The sequence below is a fragment of the Halobacillus salinus genome (genome assembly GCF_004684905.1).
Lineage (GTDB): Bacteria > Bacillota > Bacilli > Bacillales > Halobacillaceae > Halobacillus > Halobacillus salinus.
In genome coordinates, this window is sequence record NZ_SRJC01000001.1 from 1,869,839 (window position 1) to 1,885,787 (window position 15,949).

The following is a 15,949-nucleotide window of genomic DNA, read 5'->3' on the forward strand; positions in this document are numbered from 1 at the left end:
GATCCATTCCTTTCTCGTCTCAGAATTGTCTCTATACGATATGCCAAAGCTGGGCTCATGTGATTACAATGTCAAAAGAAAGACAGTGGCAATGGCTCCGAGTACTACTCCAATAATATGGACATTTAACCAAGCAAGTAATACTCCAACGAGTCCGGCAATGATACCTATTTGAGGTGCGTCAGGCTTAACATTGAGAATCCCTGGAACAATCAAAGCCCCTAAAGCTGCATAAGGAATTGCATTCAACCAACGATCCACCCATTTAGGAAACGATACCCAATCAACGATGAATACAGGCAGGAAACGGGGAACAGCTGTTACGATTGCCATTCCGATAATCAACCATACAATCATGCTTTCTCCTCCTCGCTATCCAATAACCAAATCCCACTTGCTCCTCCAATTAGAGTGCCTACCACAATCGACCAGCCTTGATTCAATCCAAAGGACTGGCATAATACATTTACGCCCATTGCCAATAAGGCAATACATGCAATCCTCCAGTTTCCTTTTACAGATGGGATAAGAAGTCCGATGAACATTGCGTACAATGCAACTCCCATACTCTCACTTAAACTTTCAGGCATGACATCGCCAAGTAACCCGCCCACTAAAGACCCACCAACCCAAGAAAGATAAGCAGTGAGCATCAATGAAGCATAAAAGTAGGAACCGAATTCTTCTTTTGCCTCTTTTCGATAAAGGGCGGATACAGTAAATGTTTCGTCGGTTAACCCGAGTGTCAAAGGAAGCTTCGCTCTAAATGCAATGGAACGGAGTCTATTTACAAAAGAGAGACTCATGACAAAATGCCTGAAGTTAAGTACAAATGTTGCGATAATCATTTCTATCAACCCAGTCCCTGCGGCAATCATACCTACAGCCAGGAATTGGGCAGCCCCTGCGAACACAAGTACACTCATCCACGTAATTTCTGAAATAGTCATCCCTGTCTGACTAGCAAGCACTCCATATGTAAGGGCGACGGGGAGATAACCGAGCATAATTGGTAATCCCGCCATTATTCCTCTTCGGATCATCGACCTACGGCCGCTTTGTTCTTTATGTTGCAGTACTTGCGACTCCATGCTTACTCCCCTCCTCTCTCAAATTGCCACTATTATACACAATATAACAGCTCGGTTGGAAGTTATTTTCATCGAATTTCATCCATTATTCTATTGACAGTCAGAAGTCCGTCATTTAACATGAAGATACTTCATCACTTAAAAGCGTTTAAGCAACAAAATATATTATTTGTATCATGAATCCCGAAGTAGATAGAAGACAGACAGCAGCCAGAAACTGAGTGGCAGATGGAAACTCAGGTCATCTTCCTATCGAATTACAGGATTCCTATGTCCTTGATACAGCCGAATGAGTGGGTAGGTTGTAAATCTACCAATCAGGGTGGTACCGCGGAGTGCGAACTTCGTCCCTTACTTCTTAAGGGGCGGAGTTTTACTATTTATTAGGGGGAATTTCGATGTTTCATTTAAGACCAAAGTCTTTACCTAACCTGACAGAAGCGATTCTGTTATTAGTAGTGTCAGTTGGTATCATCAGTTACTTTATCATCGGTGTACAAGACGTCCCACCTCATGTACCGATCCTTTTGGCTATCCTTGTCATGTTGACATACGGGTTGATAAAGAGAATGCCATTTAAGGAGTTACAAAATGGGATGGTACAGGGTGCCCAGACCGGAATGGGTGCCATCTTACTCTTCTTTGTAATCGGGATCCTCATTGCCAGCTGGATGGCAAGTGGAACTATCCCTGTACTGATGGATGCTGCATTTTCTCTTGCGGGAGGGCCATGGTTCCTTGCCATTGCATTCGCTGTAACAGCCATTGTCGGAGTTGCAATGGGTAGTTCCTTTACAACTGCAGCTACTGTCGGAGTAGCTTTCATAGGAGTTGCACAGTCTTTAGATGTATCATTGGCTATGACGGCTGGAGCCATTGTTTCAGGAGCATTTTTCGGGGACAAAATGTCACCCCTTTCGGACACGACAAACTTAGCATCCACCGTCGTGAAAGTCGATTTGTTCGATCACATTAAAAACATGTCGTGGACGACCATCCCGGCATTCATCCTTTCCTTTGTTTTATTTGTTTTGTTGTCCCCACAGCAGCAAGGAGGTTCAGAACAGCTGGCGAACTTCCAAGCAGGATTGGATCAAACTGGACTTATGCATTGGAGTTCGTGGATCCCCTTAGCTATTCTCGTAGCTTCTACGGTAGCAAAGCGCCCTGCGTTCCTTTCTATAGCTGCAAGCAGTCTGATAGCCACCCTGCTCGCAGGATTCAGAGGGATCATGGAATGGTCAGCCCTTTGGACGACATGGTTCAACGGGTATGAAGCAACGACAAACAGCGAGGCAGTAAACAGTCTGTTGACTCGTGGAGGGATGAATGGAATGTTGTTCACCGTTTCCCTTGTCGTTCTTGCCTTGTCCCTAGGAGGGCTGTTTTTCAAAACTGGAGTAATTCCTGCAATATTAGAGCGTGTACAGGAATCCTTGCAGTCTCCACGCTCTGTGACACTCTCCACAGCATTCACGGCAATCGGCATCAACATTGCGATCGGGGAACAATATTTATCGATTCTACTAACAGGTGAAGCATATCAAGATGCTTACGAAAGAGCTGGACTTGCCAGAAAGAATTTATCGAGGACATTAGAAGACGCAGGAACCGTCATCAACCCACTGGTACCATGGAGCGTCTGTGGTGTCTTCCTTGCCAATGTCCTTGGAGTATCTGTTCTAGAATATTTGCCGTTCGCATTCTTCTGTTTACTAAGCCCTGTATTAACGATTTTATTTGGAATAACGGGAAAAACGTTGACACCAAAAGCAGTAGAGTCTACAAAAGTAGCCCAATAACCCAAAGAACCACTCATTTGAGTGGTTCTTTTTTTGATTCAAGTATAGAACCTGTGGATCGACTCACACTACAAATAGGTAGGTGAAAATAATGGATAAACATGAGCATCATGAAGACCATAATGAAACATGGCATATGTCACATGCGGAATCAGAGCAGATTCTTGAAGATGTAGCCTTTTATCGAACACTCATTTCTAATGTAGTATTCATCGGTAAGCAAGGCCAAGCAGATTGGGTATTAGTTGATTGCGGAATCGGCCATTATGCTAAGCGAATCATAGAGGCCGCTGAAAAGCGATTCGGTAATCACCCACCGAAGGCAATTGTCTTGACACATGGGCACTTCGATCATGTAGGATCAGCAGAAAAACTGGCTGACCACTGGGACGTGCCAATTTATATCCACCCGATGGAAATGGACTACGTAACAGGAAAGGAGGACTACCCAGTCGGAGACGCTACCGTCGGAGGAGGGTTATTTTCAATCCTGTCGCCGTTCTTTCCGACTAAACCCGTCCGCCTGGGCAAATATATTCAGCCCCTTCCAACAGAAGGAGGTCTCCCTTTCCTGAATGACTGGACGATCTATCATACACCAGGCCATACACCTGGCCATATTTCTTTATTTCGCCAAAATGATCGGACACTTATCGCAGGAGACGCTATTATAACAGTGAAGCAGGAGTCGAGCATGGCTGTTTTCGTTCAACATCAGCATGTACATGGGCCTCCCGCTTACTTCACACAAAATTGGGAAGAAGCTGAAAAATCCGTTAAAAAGATATCTCACCTGCAACCGAGTGTTGTTATAACTGGCCATGGGTTACCCATGGAAGGTGAATTACTCGCAGAACAGTTGCAAGAGCTCGCAGCCAATTTCAAAGAGTTAGCGGTACCGAAGCACCAAAACAAACTCCATTAAAGGATGGCTTTTAATCTTTTCAACCCTTCCAAAAGTCTCGGGCTGGGGCGGCAGAAAAGGGATTCCTCCAAAACATGAATCCGATTTTGCTGCACTGCAGTAAGGTCTGACCAGCCCGGGCGCTTTCGGACATGCTCAGGGTTCATCTTCTCCTCCTTCACCCCCACCCAAACCATGCAGATATGATCAGGGTTGCGTTCTTTCACTTCTTCCCAAGTGGTCTGAACATTCGCTTGTTCCCAATCTGAGAATATATTGTACGCTCCTGCAAGCTCACTGATTTCAGTGAGCCAATTTGCCTTGCCCGGGGTGAAAATAGGTTTCGGCCACCACTCCCAATAGAGGGAAGGCGGGGAATCATTGCGTAACCCACTTTGTCTATAAGTCTCTATTTCATCTAAGAATTGGCGTGCTTTCGCTTTTCCCCAATCTTGCTCTCCGATCGCTTCTCCGACCCGTTCAATGTCATCAGCAATCTCATCCAATCGATTAGGGTCCAATATTATATATGGTAAACCTCTTTTTTCTAGTTCCTTGATGTTCTCCTCCATACCAGGTACTGAGAGCGATGCGAGTACAAGATCGGGCTTAAGGTCCTCCACTGCGTCCATATCGATAGAAAGGTCTGGGCCTACTTTCGGTAAATCCTTCACCTCTTCAGGAAAATCAGAATAGTTGTCGACACCAACCAACATGGACGTTCTCTGTAGATAGGCGACAATTTCAGTATTGCTCGGACAAATCGACACAATCCTCATATCTTCACTCCCTTTTTCAAAATAATCTGATGTTTCATTTTCATCCATTATAGCTTATATTTGAAGTAAGAAAAAAAGCGAGAGGAGATGAGTTCGATGGCCTCAACTCTCCTGGACACATCAAAAGGAATCGTTGAGTTCTCTTATAAAGGGATCGGTCCCGCTATCTTACTACTTAAGGGTGGACATTGCACCCGCGAAACAGACCTATCACATAGTAGTCTGATTTATGAAGGGTATTCGTTATTGACTATATCAAGACCCGGATATGACTATACCGAAGCGGAAGCAGGAAGAACTCCAGATGAGTTCGCAGATACCATTGCAGAAGTATTGGACCACCTGAACATAAAAAAAGTAAGTGTCATTGCGGTTTCGGCAGCAGGACCGACTGGCGTCTCGTTCGTTGCCCATCACCCTGAAAGAGTGGACAAACTGATTCTAGAGGCTGCGTTAGTGTCACCATGGGATGCGAAACAAATACGAAAAGCGAAAATCCTTTTCGGGCAAGCCGAACGAGCCGTTTGGGGCGGCATCCATACCGCAATGAAATTGTTTCCGGAGTTCGTCATGAAGCAGGTCTTATCGGAGATGACAACTGAGAATGTGGACGACTTCTTGAACGAACTGACCCCTAACGACCGTAGGTTCATTTACGATATGCTAATGAGTTCTCAATCCGAGAACGGTTTTGGACTAGACCTCACGCACACCATAGGTGATATGACCCAAATAAAAGTGCCTGTTTTAGGTATGTATTCAAAGAAAGATAAAAGTGTCCCATATACAAATGCCCTGCTCCTTAAGTCCAAGATACCTCACGCACAAATAGTTGAAGTAGATGCTGACAGTCACCTCATCTGGATTGGAAATGATGCCAAAAATGTCTGGAACAAACGTCTGAACTTCTTAACCCAACCATCAGCGAAGGAGGCTCATCATGGATGATTTGAAATGCACCCAAGTGTTAGATCGATTCCTATCCTTTTACGATCAAGCATCCATTGAACAGGCAGACTTGACCCGTCGGTTAGAACTATGGATTCAACATTATAACTTTCCACACGTCCCTCCTGGTTACAAGAAGTACCAACTTGCTCAAGAGATGTTAGAGCATGGTTGGAAACATTACCCGATCGCTTATGATAAAATTAAGTATTTCGATACGGATGCTGAACAATGGCACATGCGCCTGGAGGAAATCAAAAGCCTGACCTCTATCCCAGATGATGTCCATGCATCGATTCTATTCTTTGTAGCAGCATTTGAAACAGATCCTTTTATCGTGATAGAGGGCGATGAATACATCATTTGTTTCCCCGTGGAGCTTGAAGCGACGGATTTCAGGTTGACTCAAGAACTCACCCGAGTGGTAAACTGCACACAATCCGGCATGGCACCAAGTCACACCCGTACACTTGCACAGTTGATTTTCCAAGAAGGAATCGCGCTACATACGGCGCACCAAATCCTAGGTGACGAAAAGCGTAATGATGCATTTTCCTATTTCAAAAACGATGCCTGTACGCGTGAGCCCAACCGGATTATGATCAACATCCTGCCCCATCTGAACAGAACAGATTATGAGGCTCTATACTCTTTCACTAAGGGAACAGGCGCTTCCGGTTTCGAAAAGGAAGCCAATTTCACGGGCTGGAACCTAGTTCAATATCTACTCAATCAAGGTGTTACCTTAAAAGAGCTCATTACATTGAACGCGAAAGATGTGGATGCATATGTCGAGGAGTCTTTATTCAATCTGCTTGATAGTGCCTACTCCCCACAGCCGCAAGAGTAACAAAGAATAAGAAAATGAACTTTTTTCACTACAGGGCTATCATTGATTTGGGCAGTCTGTTATAATGAATTTAAATTATTGTTGTTCGATCAGATTCATGCAAGAGAAGATGTTTCGTAAGATGTCGTCTTGATGGAACTTTGAAGAGCAAGAATAGTAATACAATGTGGATCTAGATCCACGCAGGAGGTAATTGTACATGGTTGAAGGTACAGTAAAATGGTTTAACGCAGAAAAAGGTTTCGGATTTATTGAAGTAGAAGGTCAAGACGACGTCTTCGTACACTTCTCCGCTATTCAAGAAGAAGGTTTCAAAACTCTTGAAGAAGGTCAAGTTGTATCTTTCGAAATCGAAGAAGGACAGCGTGGACCACAAGCAGCAAACGTTACAAAATAAGTTTGCTTAAGAAGATCCCCTTTATGGGGATCTTTTTTTATGCTTTGATTAAGGCTGTAACCCCCCTACATACAAACTCTCACTACTGACACCACAAAGGCAGCGTTGAACGCTTGCTCATCCACAAAAAAAAGAGAGCCTTATGCGGCTCTCTTCCTTTATTTACTCTTCATCTTGTTCTGTCAGAATCAACGGACCGTCCTTCGTGATGGCAATTGTATGCTCATATTGAGCGGACAAGGAACCATCGACCGTACGCGCTGTCCAGTTGTTTTCATCCATCTGAGTCATATACTTTCCAATGTTGATCATCGGTTCGATCGTAATGACCATACCATCTTTCAAACGGGCGCCTTTGCCAGCTTGACCGAAGTGAGGGATATAAGGATCTTCGTGAATACCGTACCCGATACCGTGTCCAGTAAAGTCACGAACAACAGAGTACCCTTCTCCTTCTGCATACGATTGGATCGCATGGCCGATGTCACCAATACGGTTACCGACTGTTGCCGCTTCGATTCCTTTATATAGAGACGTTTTTGTTACGTCCATCAACTTCTGTGCTTCATCGCTAATTTCACCTACTGCATGAGTCCATGCAGAATCTGCTAAGAAGCCATCTAAGTTTACAACCATATCAATCGTTACGATATCGCCTTCTTCTAACTGTTCTTTTCTCGGGAAGCCGTGACAAACTTCATCATTAATAGAAGCACACGTTGTAAACTCATACCCTTGATACCCCTTCTGCTCTCCCGTTGCACCGCGCTCTGCTAGATACTTCTCAACAAAGTTCTCAATTTCCATCGTCGTTACACCAGGCTTGATAAAGGTGCGCAGTTGTTTGTGTACACTAGCAAGAAGTTTTCCCGCTTCATGCATTTTTTCTATTTCGCGTTTACTTTTACGTCTAATCATATACCCAATCCTTCCTGTTAGTTCTTATACGTATATGCAAGCATCCTTTTGTATGATAACGAAAAAAACGGCGTTCGACCACCGTGGAGACTTATTCTACTGATCTAATGACTTTAGCTGGGTTTCCACCGACAAATACATCGGATGGAACATCTTTGGTTACGACAGCACCTGAGCCGATCACGACGTTGTCACCTATGGTTACTCCGGGATTAATGATCGCGCCTCCGCCGATCCAGACATCATCACCAATTGTAATAGGTCTACCGAGCTCAAGACCACTCGCTCTCGTGTCCCGGTCCATAGGGTGAGTTGCTGTGTAAAGCTGTACACCAGGGCCCATCATCACTCTCTTCCCAATGGTAATCTTACAAACATCAAGGAAGACACAATTGAAATTGGCATAAAAACCATCACCGACGTGGATGTTGTATCCATAATCGCAGTAAAAAGGCGGCTCCAGAGAATAATCCCCTTCAATACTGCCGAACAAGCTAGTAACCAATTGCTCACGATAGTGCGTTTCTGTATCTTTTGTTCGATTCAAGTCGTAAGTAATCTGTCTTGCCCGTGAACGTTCATGAACCAATTCATTATCCCAAGAGGCATATAGTTCTCCTGCTAACATCTTTTCCTTTTCTGTCATTTCGTCACCTTCATTCCCAAGCATTACTTTCCTTTACTTTACCATACTTTTTAGCTAGTCTGAATGTAATCAAACAGAGCATATGCCTGGAATAGTAGGGAGAGTATTGTCGTGCAGACACGCGAATTAAACGGACAAGATGCAGAAGCTTATTATGAATTACGCCTAGAAGCATTATTAACGAACCCAGATTCATTTATTACGACTTATGAACAGGAAAAGCAGCGCCCGAATCCATTGAAGACAATTGCAGAAAGACTGGACTCCAACATCTCAAGAACGTTCGGATTATTCTCTGAAGAAAAGCTATGCGGGATCGTTACTTTGATGAAACAGACGCACCCGAAGTTCTCTCATAAAGGAGATGTTCTAGCAATGTATATCTCGCCCTCATCAAGAAGAAAAGGAGGAGCCGTGCAATTGTTAGATGAACTCATACGCTCAGCAAGGGCTTTCGGACTGGAACAATTGCGCTTGAGTGTTGTTACCGAGAATACTCCAGCCAAACAATTGTATCAAAAGGTCGGCTTCCAATCATATGGTATTGAGAGAAAGGCCATCAAACTACCGGAGCGATATTTGGATGAAGATCACATGGTGTTGTTCCTGGAAACCTGAAACGTGACCCCTGGCATTTCCGTATAGGTAGAAAGAGTATCTAAGTAAAGGGTGTACATAAATGATAGAGATAAACCGTATCACGAAGACGTTCCCCGGTAAAACAGCCGTAAAAGACCTAAGCCTGACTATCCCGGACGGTAAGATTTTCGGATTCTTGGGACCGAATGGCGCAGGCAAATCCACGACTATAAAAATGATGACAGGTATCCTTCCCATTGACGAAGGATCTATTACAATGAACGGAAAAGATATTTCAAAAGAAGTATTAGCCGCTAAGCAGATGATTGGCTATGTGCCGGACCGCTCCGACATTTTCCTTCGGTTAAAGGGAATCGAATATCTTAACTTCATCGCTGACGTGTACGATGTACCTCAAGAAGTGCGGGAAACAAAGATTTCAGAACTCACTAAGCAATTCGGAATCTATGAAGCGCTCGATGACCATATACAGACATACTCTCACGGGATGAAGCAAAAAATCGTTGTCAGTGGCGTCCTGCTTCACGATCCTGATATATGGATACTGGATGAACCTTTGACTGGGCTTGATCCGAAATCTTCTTATATGTTGAAAGAGATGATGCGTGATCATGCAGCGAAGGGAAAGATCGTCTTCTTCTCCACTCACGTGCTGGAGGTTGTAGAGCAATTGTGTGATGAAGTGGCGATTATCAATCAAGGACACGTACAGTTCCAGGGGAATATGAAAGAAATGAAGCAACAGTTCCAAGAAGATCAGAACTTAGAACAGCTGTTTCTGGAGCTGACGCAAAATGGCTAAGACATGGCTGCTAATTAAAACAATGGTCAAAATGCAGCTTTCCACTGCAGGTAAAAGTGATCTGGAGAAAGCTGGATATGGTTGTTTAGTGTTATTCGCCATTCCTTTAGGTCTTCTTCTATTATCGATATTGAACTCGATGATCGATACTCTCTATACGAGTCTTGCGCCTACAGGAAATGAGAATGTCATTCTTGGGTTGTTGTTTGTGATGATGACCTTCATCTTCCTATTCGTCAGCTTGAGCACTGTACTTAGCTCTTTTTATTTTGCAGAGGATGTGGAGTCTTTTATCCCTCTCCCTTTTCAACCTTATCAAATCGTCATGGGAAAAGCGGCTGTCCCGTTTCTTTCTTTATATGGGGTAAATACGCTCGTCTTATTACCTAGTCTCATCATCTATGGAATACATAGTGCCTCTGGTCCCGTTTACTACATTTTCTCTCTTGTCCTTTGGTTAGTCGCTCCTGTCGTACCATTTGTACTGACAGCAGCAACTATCATGTTCATTATGAGGTTTGCGAATATAGCAAAGAACAAAGACCGGACCAAGATCATCATGGGATCTCTCGGTTTTGCGTTTGCCATAGGTGTGAATATTTTATTCAGGCTGGATAGCGGCGGGACAGGCGGAGGTATGTCCGAGATGGTTTTGGAGCAGAACGCTTTGTTAGGATTAGTCACGAAATTCTTCCCGACAGCTTACTTCAGTTCCATTGCATTGACCTCACCGACGTCTATTATTGGAAGCCTTAATTTCCTTGCCATGATCGCCTTGTCTTTCGCTGGGATACTTCTTTTCATGACAATTGGTCAACAATGGTACTTTAAAGGAGTACTCGGACTATCAGGTGGCACACGTTCTACGTTTAAAGAAAATGACTTGAAAAGACGCACAGAGAAGAGACAAGTTCTATGGAGTCTGTTATTAAAAGAATGGAAAACGATTGTTCGAACGCCGACGTTCTTTACCCAGATCCTCATTCAAAGCTTGTTCTTTCCTGTCTTTATACTGATTCTGTTACTGCTTCAATCAAGTGGTTCGCTTTCGACGATGGCTTCTAGAATAAACGGATGGGATGATAGTACTTCATTATTAGTCCTATTCGCTTTCACCATCATCGGACTGGGGGTGAATCCTGCATCCTTCTCTTCTATCTCAAGGGAAGGAAAGTCATGGTTCAACAATCTCTATTTACCGATTCCCGCTCCCTTGATTGTGACGAGTAAACTGTTGGTCTCTTTCTTCTTGAACGTACTTTCTTTACTTATTATCAGTATCGCTATTCTATTTCTATTCGAGGTATCACTTAGCGTCTGGTTCATTTGGTTCCTGGCAAGTATCGTTGCGAGCTGGATCACAAGCATCATTGGATTCCTACTTGACTTCCATCAACCTAAACTGAACTGGACAGATGAACGAGAAGTATTCAAAGGGCGAATGATCGGGTTCTTCGCACTCGCAGCAGAGGCTCTCGTGTTTGGATTGCTGCTGATCCTTTTATGGGCTGTACCTTTATTTCAAAGCCTAACATTCGCTTCCGTTTTTATGGTTGTCTACCTAACGATATGTGTATTGCTAGGGCAATGGTATGTAGGCAAAGTGACAAAAGAGAAATTCTCAACAATCCATTGATGAAGTGTAGAATTTTGGTTTTGTTATGAAATAAGGGAAAAACGACTTCGACACTAAAAAAACTCGCGAGCTCTTAGCTCGCGAGTTCTCTATTTAACCGAAGAAGAAATCGAAAATATTGCTGGCATTAGACGCCTCTTTATTATAAAACTCTGAGTATCCGCAGTTCTTACAGTAAACCACGGTGAACCGGTTGTTCTGGACGTCGAACATTTTTGAAAGTCCACTGCCTGTCATTGCGACTTCTTTCTCAGCAGCGTCTGTACTACCGCATTTGATACATCCTTTTTCACTCATGTAACCATTCCTCCTAAGTAATCATGTTATATATACGGCTAGAAAGGTAAAAGCGTTTCATCCGAGTTTATTTTACAATCATAACGGGACAATCCGCCCGCTTGGCAACCTTGTGACTCACACTTCCCAGCACCATTTCCTGGAGCGCATTCAGACCTCTACTTCCAATCACTACGATGTCGAATCCGTTTTTATTCGCATAGTCGACAATCGACGGACCAGCTTCCCCGTGCCGTATTTCAATAGTGAAAGGCACTTTCTTTTCATCCATTATCTTCTCTATAGGTTGAAGTCTCTCATGGCGCCGCTTCTCAATAGTTGCCCGGTCGCCCTCCGTCAGGACATCTGTTTTGGATTGATCTCCGTCAATAACGTATATAATGGTTACCTCGCCATCTCCTTGAAGAGTGGCAAGCTCCGCTGCACGTTCTGCTGTTCGGATGGAATGTTCTGAACCATCTGCAGCTAACAAAATCTTCTGGTACATATGGTAGCCCCCTAATTCGATAGTCTACTTCTCTACTTTTTTATTCTATATCTAAGAAGCGTATTCCTCCTAATACGCCTTCCTCAATTACAGTCTGTTCAAACCATGACATTTACTCAGATAGAACAAAACAACTAAAAAGATGAACATTTTATGATATCTGCATGCAAATCAAAGAAAATAGGAGAAATAAAAAGAATGAGTCCTTTTTATGCGCTTACATGCCATTATGATTAAAAAGTGATGAATGATATAATCTGTCACGTTCTTGCCGGATCTACATGCTATATGGATAGCATAATATTGACTAGAAAGAGGTGCGCAATTGAACACACAAACAATTAAACAACAATGGTTCGGAAACGTAAAAAACGATACGCTTTCAGGCTTGGTTGTCGCTATGGCACTCATCCCTGAAGCGATCGCTTTCTCTATCATCGCTGGAGTCGACCCCATGGTAGGATTGTACGCTTCCTTCTGTATCGCTGTTGTCATTTCTTTTGTAGGCGGGCGTCCTGGTATGATATCAGCCGCAACAGGAGCTATGGCATTGCTTATGGTAACGCTCGTAAAGGATCACGGACTTGAGTATTTGCTTGCCGCGACGATTTTGACAGGTATTCTACAGTTCTTGTTAGGTGTTCTTAAAATCGGGCAATTTATGAAGTTTATTCCGAAATCAGTAATGGTAGGCTTCGTAAATGCCTTGGCTATTTTGATCTTCACCTCTCAACTTCCGCACTTCGAAGGTGCTGGAATGCCGATGTATCTGATGGTTGCCGGATCACTTGCAATCATTTATATCCTTCCTAGATTTACGAAAGCTGTACCTTCTCCATTGGTAGCCATTATTGTCATGACAATAGTCGCTATCACGACAGGAGCAGGTATGAAAACCGTCGGAGATATGGGAGAACTCTCTAGCACTCTTCCTATCTTCCTAGTGCCTGAAATACCTTTGACCTTTGAAACTCTGCAGATCATTTTCCCAATTTCTCTAGCTCTTGCATTTGTCGGATTACTGGAATCCCTTCTGACGTCTCAGATTGTCGATGATATGACGGATACAGAGAGTGACAAGAACAAAGAAGCACGCGGACAAGGTATTTCGAACGTTGTCGCTGGTTTCTTCGGAGGAATGGCTGGTTGTGCGATGATCGGTCAGTCCGTCATCAACGTCTCTTCAGGTGGACGCGGAAGATTATCTACATTTGTAGCAGGGGTCTTTATGATGCTTCTTATCATCGTATTCAACGACCTGCTCGTCCAAATTCCGATGGCGGTGCTTGTCGGCGTTATGATTATGGTGTCGATCGGTACATTCGATTGGGGATCGCTTACTAAATTCAGAAGAGCTCCAATAACCGATTCCGTAGTCATGATCGTAACAGTTGGTACCGTTGTGAAGACACATGACCTTTCTAAAGGGGTACTTGCCGGAGTAATCTTGAGTGCCATCTTCTTCGTTGTGAAGATCTCCAAGGTCAAGGTCGAGGAAATGTACGAAAAGAGCACGCAAACGATGGTGTACAAAGTTAAAGGGGAAGTGTTCTTCGCTTCGACGGATAACCTGATTGAGCATTTCGATTACAAGGTGGACGCTAAAAACGTTCGAATTGATTTCACGGAAGCTCACATCTGGGATGATTCCGGAGTTGCAGCTGTAGACAAGCTTGTGATTAAATTCAGAGAGCATGGAAAAGAAGTCGAAATCGTTGGACTGAACAAAGACAGCTCCAAACTTGTTGACCGCTTAGCCATCTACGATCAATCGAACGCATCCGCCTCGAATCATTAAATGATAAAAAGCGTGTGATTCTAATTAGAATCACACGCTTTTCTTTGTTTATCATCCCATTCATCCTTCAGCAAGCTGAAGACAATCGAATCACGCCAATGACCTTTGATGTACAAGTCTTTCCTCAGTACACCTTCTTTAATCATGCCTACTCTTTCTAGCACTCGTATCGATGCCAGGTTATTCGGGTCACTTACGGCTGCAACCCGGTGAAGTTCACATTTATCAAAGCTATGCTTGAGCATCAGACAGACTGCTTGCTTCGCATAACCGTTTCCCCAGTGCCCATGGTGAATGACAAATCCGATCTCACCCACTCCATCCCAGTCGGTGATGTTCATTTCAATATTGCCCACCACTTGATTATTTTCTTTTAAAACAATAGCAAAGACGAACCTGCTGCGGTGGCGCTTATTCCGGTCTCGAATCGCTTGGGCGATGAAAAATTTAGAGTCTTCTTCCGTGTTCGGCCCCCATGGTTGGAATTTACAGACGTCCTCATTAGAAGCGTACTCATGAAGCAATGACCAGTCATCTTGGGTGACTTCTCTCAAATAGAGAACTTTATTCTCCTCTAAAATCTCCATGTTATTCACTCCTATAGGGTGCTCCTAAGCATGAATTACAGCCTGCTCCTCACTTCGAACACCCATTCCTCAGGTGATTGGTTCACAAGAAAAGTTCTTACTCCACTATTGGTGTGTAGGTACAAGAATCCTTGGTCGCCGGAAAGCGTTCGATGCGACACGTCGAATAAGTTTTGAAGCGGAATATCTTCTGAAGGTGTCCTTACTATATGCTCGTATAATTGTAAGCTCAAATGTTCCTCTATATAATGTTGGCGGTTGTTCTCAATGGTACGCTTCTTTTGAATGATAGGCTGTGAGGAGATCAATAAATCCTTCCTTTCTGCCTTAATATATTGATTACTAGTATACCCTACCCTGCTTTTCTTGTCTTCATTTGTCTACTTTTGTCATACACTCAGTCCTTGCCTCTTTCCTTTCCTTCACTTTTATATTAGGATGGGAAGAGTGTTTTGTGGGAAAATAACTCTATTCATACGGAAACAGGAGGAACCATCATGAGTGATCGTAACAAAGGAATTATCCTTCTTCTCATATCTGCTTTCGGATTTTCCATGATGGCGGCACTAGTCAAATTATCTGGTGATGTACCGACCGTTCAGAAAACGTTGTTTCGTAACCTTGTCTCAGCCATCATCGCTTTCGGATTTGTAAAAGCGAATAAAGAACGGCTATTCGGTAAACGAGAGAATCAAAAGTTGCTGCTATCGCGCTCAGCATTGGGGACCATCGGAATGGTATTGTTCTTCTATGCCATCGATAATTTAGTACTCTCTGATGCGGATATGCTAAATAAGCTAAGTCCATTCTTACTCATCATATTCTCAGCAATCTTTCTTAAAGAAAAAGCAAGGTTATATCAAATCATTTCGATCATCATTGCTTTTCTTGGCACATTGTTGATTATCAAGCCAGCCTTTTCTATTGAATTCGTCCCGTATTTAGCCGGGGTCGGCTCGGCTGTTTTTGCAGCTGGTGCCTACACCCTTTTACGCGTATTAGGTGACAAGGAGAAATTCTACACTATTGTATTTTACTTCTCGTTCTTTACTACGGTGACGTTACTTCCATTTACGATTGCATTTTATGAGCCGATGAGTACGGTTCAGTGGGTCTATCTCTTATCAGCGGGAGCCTTTGCAACTCTAGGACAGTTCGGCTTGACGATTGCCTATAAATACGCGCCGGCACGAGAGATTTCTATTTTCTTCTATTCCACTGTCGTTTATTCTGCTCTGATCAGTATCTTTCTATTTGGACAAGTTCCAGACATATTAAGCATCCTTGGATACTTCACCATCTTTGCAGCTTCTTTCTATATGTTCATCAAGAACAATCGACAAGCTACGAAGCAAAATAAAGTTGCATCAACCAGCGCCACACAAGCTAATAGACAGACATAAAAAA

General features: G+C 43.5%; 19 protein-coding genes. 10 read left to right on the forward strand and 9 right to left on the reverse strand.

The window, feature by feature from the left end; translation table 11 throughout:
- Positions 1-63 precede the first annotated feature (63 nt).
- The gene (locus E4663_RS10150; RefSeq protein WP_079480736.1) at positions 64-357 is read right to left on the reverse strand and encodes an AzlD domain-containing protein; all 294 of its coding nucleotides are present in this window, start codon (positions 355-357) and stop codon (positions 64-66) included.
- Complete coding sequence (locus E4663_RS10155; protein ID WP_079480737.1) at positions 354-1,091, reverse strand: AzlC family ABC transporter permease; 738 nt, start codon at positions 1,089-1,091, stop codon at positions 354-356. The genes E4663_RS10150 and E4663_RS10155 overlap by 4 nt, the downstream gene beginning before the upstream one ends.
- 398 nt (positions 1,092-1,489) lie before the next feature.
- On the opposite strand from E4663_RS10155, the gene nhaC reads away from it, so the two are divergent.
- Both nhaC and E4663_RS10165 read left to right on the forward strand, forming a co-directional pair.
- Complete coding sequence (gene nhaC, locus E4663_RS10160; RefSeq protein ID WP_135327471.1) at positions 1,490-2,893, forward strand: Na+/H+ antiporter NhaC; 1,404 nt, start codon at positions 1,490-1,492, stop codon at positions 2,891-2,893.
- 91 nt (positions 2,894-2,984) lie between these two features.
- A complete protein-coding gene (locus E4663_RS10165; RefSeq protein ID WP_135327472.1) occupies positions 2,985-3,818 on the forward strand; it encodes an MBL fold metallo-hydrolase in 834 nt (277 codons plus the stop codon).
- On the opposite strand, the gene E4663_RS10170 is transcribed toward E4663_RS10165, so the two are convergent.
- Positions 3,815-4,576 carry a cobalamin-binding protein gene (locus E4663_RS10170; protein WP_135327473.1) on the reverse strand — a complete coding sequence of 254 codons (762 nt, stop codon included), beginning with the start codon at positions 4,574-4,576 and terminating at the stop codon, positions 3,815-3,817. The two genes, E4663_RS10165 and E4663_RS10170, sit on opposite strands and share 4 nt — an antisense overlap.
- A 96-nt stretch (positions 4,577-4,672) precedes the next feature.
- On the opposite strand from E4663_RS10170, the gene E4663_RS10175 reads away from it, so the two are divergent.
- From E4663_RS10175 to E4663_RS10185, 3 genes are all read left to right on the forward strand, one after another.
- Positions 4,673-5,524: an alpha/beta fold hydrolase gene (locus E4663_RS10175; RefSeq protein WP_135327474.1), complete on the forward strand. Its 852-nt coding sequence runs from the start codon at positions 4,673-4,675 to the stop codon at positions 5,522-5,524.
- Positions 5,517-6,374 carry a hypothetical protein gene (locus E4663_RS10180; RefSeq protein ID WP_079480742.1) on the forward strand — a complete coding sequence of 286 codons (858 nt, stop codon included), beginning with the start codon at positions 5,517-5,519 and terminating at the stop codon, positions 6,372-6,374. Before E4663_RS10175 ends, E4663_RS10180 begins: the two co-directional genes overlap by 8 nt.
- 199 nt (positions 6,375-6,573) lie before the next feature.
- Positions 6,574-6,771, forward strand: coding sequence for a cold-shock protein (locus tag E4663_RS10185; RefSeq protein WP_079480743.1), 198 nt, complete (start codon positions 6,574-6,576; stop codon positions 6,769-6,771).
- Positions 6,772-6,933: 162 nt separating this feature from the next.
- On the opposite strand, the gene map is transcribed toward E4663_RS10185, so the two are convergent.
- Together map and E4663_RS10195 are read right to left on the reverse strand one after the other, a co-directional pair.
- Positions 6,934-7,689 (reverse strand): type I methionyl aminopeptidase, encoded by a 756-nt coding sequence (gene map / locus E4663_RS10190; RefSeq protein ID WP_135327475.1) that lies wholly within the window; start codon positions 7,687-7,689, stop codon positions 6,934-6,936.
- 91 nt (positions 7,690-7,780) lie between these two features.
- Positions 7,781-8,335 (reverse strand): sugar O-acetyltransferase, encoded by a 555-nt coding sequence (locus E4663_RS10195; RefSeq protein WP_135327476.1) that lies wholly within the window; start codon positions 8,333-8,335, stop codon positions 7,781-7,783.
- 111 nt (positions 8,336-8,446) lie between these two features.
- Here E4663_RS10195 and E4663_RS10200 point away from each other — a divergent pair, with 111 nt between their 5' ends.
- The 3 genes from E4663_RS10200 to E4663_RS10210 all read left to right on the forward strand — a co-directional run bounded on the left by E4663_RS10200 (position 8,447) and on the right by E4663_RS10210 (position 11,373).
- On the forward strand, positions 8,447-8,953 hold the full coding sequence (locus E4663_RS10200) for a GNAT family N-acetyltransferase (protein WP_135327477.1): 507 nt from the start codon (positions 8,447-8,449) through the stop codon (positions 8,951-8,953).
- Between the two features lie 61 nt (positions 8,954-9,014).
- Entirely contained in the window at positions 9,015-9,737 is a 723-nt protein-coding gene (locus E4663_RS10205) for an ABC transporter ATP-binding protein (protein WP_135327478.1), read from the forward strand.
- Complete coding sequence (locus E4663_RS10210; RefSeq protein ID WP_135327479.1) at positions 9,730-11,373, forward strand: putative ABC transporter permease subunit; 1,644 nt, start codon at positions 9,730-9,732, stop codon at positions 11,371-11,373. Before E4663_RS10205 ends, E4663_RS10210 begins: the two co-directional genes overlap by 8 nt.
- A 93-nt stretch (positions 11,374-11,466) precedes the next feature.
- Here E4663_RS10210 and E4663_RS10215 read toward each other — a convergent pair whose 3' ends face one another.
- Together E4663_RS10215 and E4663_RS10220 are read right to left on the reverse strand one after the other, a co-directional pair.
- Positions 11,467-11,670 (reverse strand): zinc ribbon domain-containing protein, encoded by a 204-nt coding sequence (locus E4663_RS10215; protein WP_079480748.1) that lies wholly within the window; start codon positions 11,668-11,670, stop codon positions 11,467-11,469.
- A gap of 67 nt (positions 11,671-11,737) precedes the next feature.
- The gene (locus E4663_RS10220; protein WP_079480749.1) at positions 11,738-12,157 is read right to left on the reverse strand and encodes a universal stress protein; all 420 of its coding nucleotides are present in this window, start codon (positions 12,155-12,157) and stop codon (positions 11,738-11,740) included.
- Between the two features lie 325 nt (positions 12,158-12,482).
- Here E4663_RS10220 and E4663_RS10225 point away from each other — a divergent pair, with 325 nt between their 5' ends.
- Positions 12,483-13,955, forward strand: a complete 1,473-nt coding sequence (locus E4663_RS10225; RefSeq protein WP_135327480.1) for a SulP family inorganic anion transporter — start codon at positions 12,483-12,485, stop codon at positions 13,953-13,955.
- A 20-nt stretch (positions 13,956-13,975) separates the two neighbouring features.
- On the opposite strand, the gene E4663_RS10230 is transcribed toward E4663_RS10225, so the two are convergent.
- Both E4663_RS10230 and E4663_RS10235 read right to left on the reverse strand, forming a co-directional pair.
- Complete coding sequence (locus E4663_RS10230; RefSeq protein ID WP_135327481.1) at positions 13,976-14,542, reverse strand: GNAT family N-acetyltransferase; 567 nt, start codon at positions 14,540-14,542, stop codon at positions 13,976-13,978.
- A gap of 35 nt (positions 14,543-14,577) precedes the next feature.
- Positions 14,578-14,850: a hypothetical protein gene (locus E4663_RS10235; RefSeq protein ID WP_079480752.1), complete on the reverse strand. Its 273-nt coding sequence runs from the start codon at positions 14,848-14,850 to the stop codon at positions 14,578-14,580.
- A gap of 189 nt (positions 14,851-15,039) precedes the next feature.
- Between E4663_RS10235 and E4663_RS10240 the strand changes: the two genes are divergently transcribed.
- Positions 15,040-15,945 (forward strand): DMT family transporter, encoded by a 906-nt coding sequence (locus E4663_RS10240; protein WP_135327482.1) that lies wholly within the window; start codon positions 15,040-15,042, stop codon positions 15,943-15,945.
- Positions 15,946-15,949: the final 4 nt, after the last annotated feature.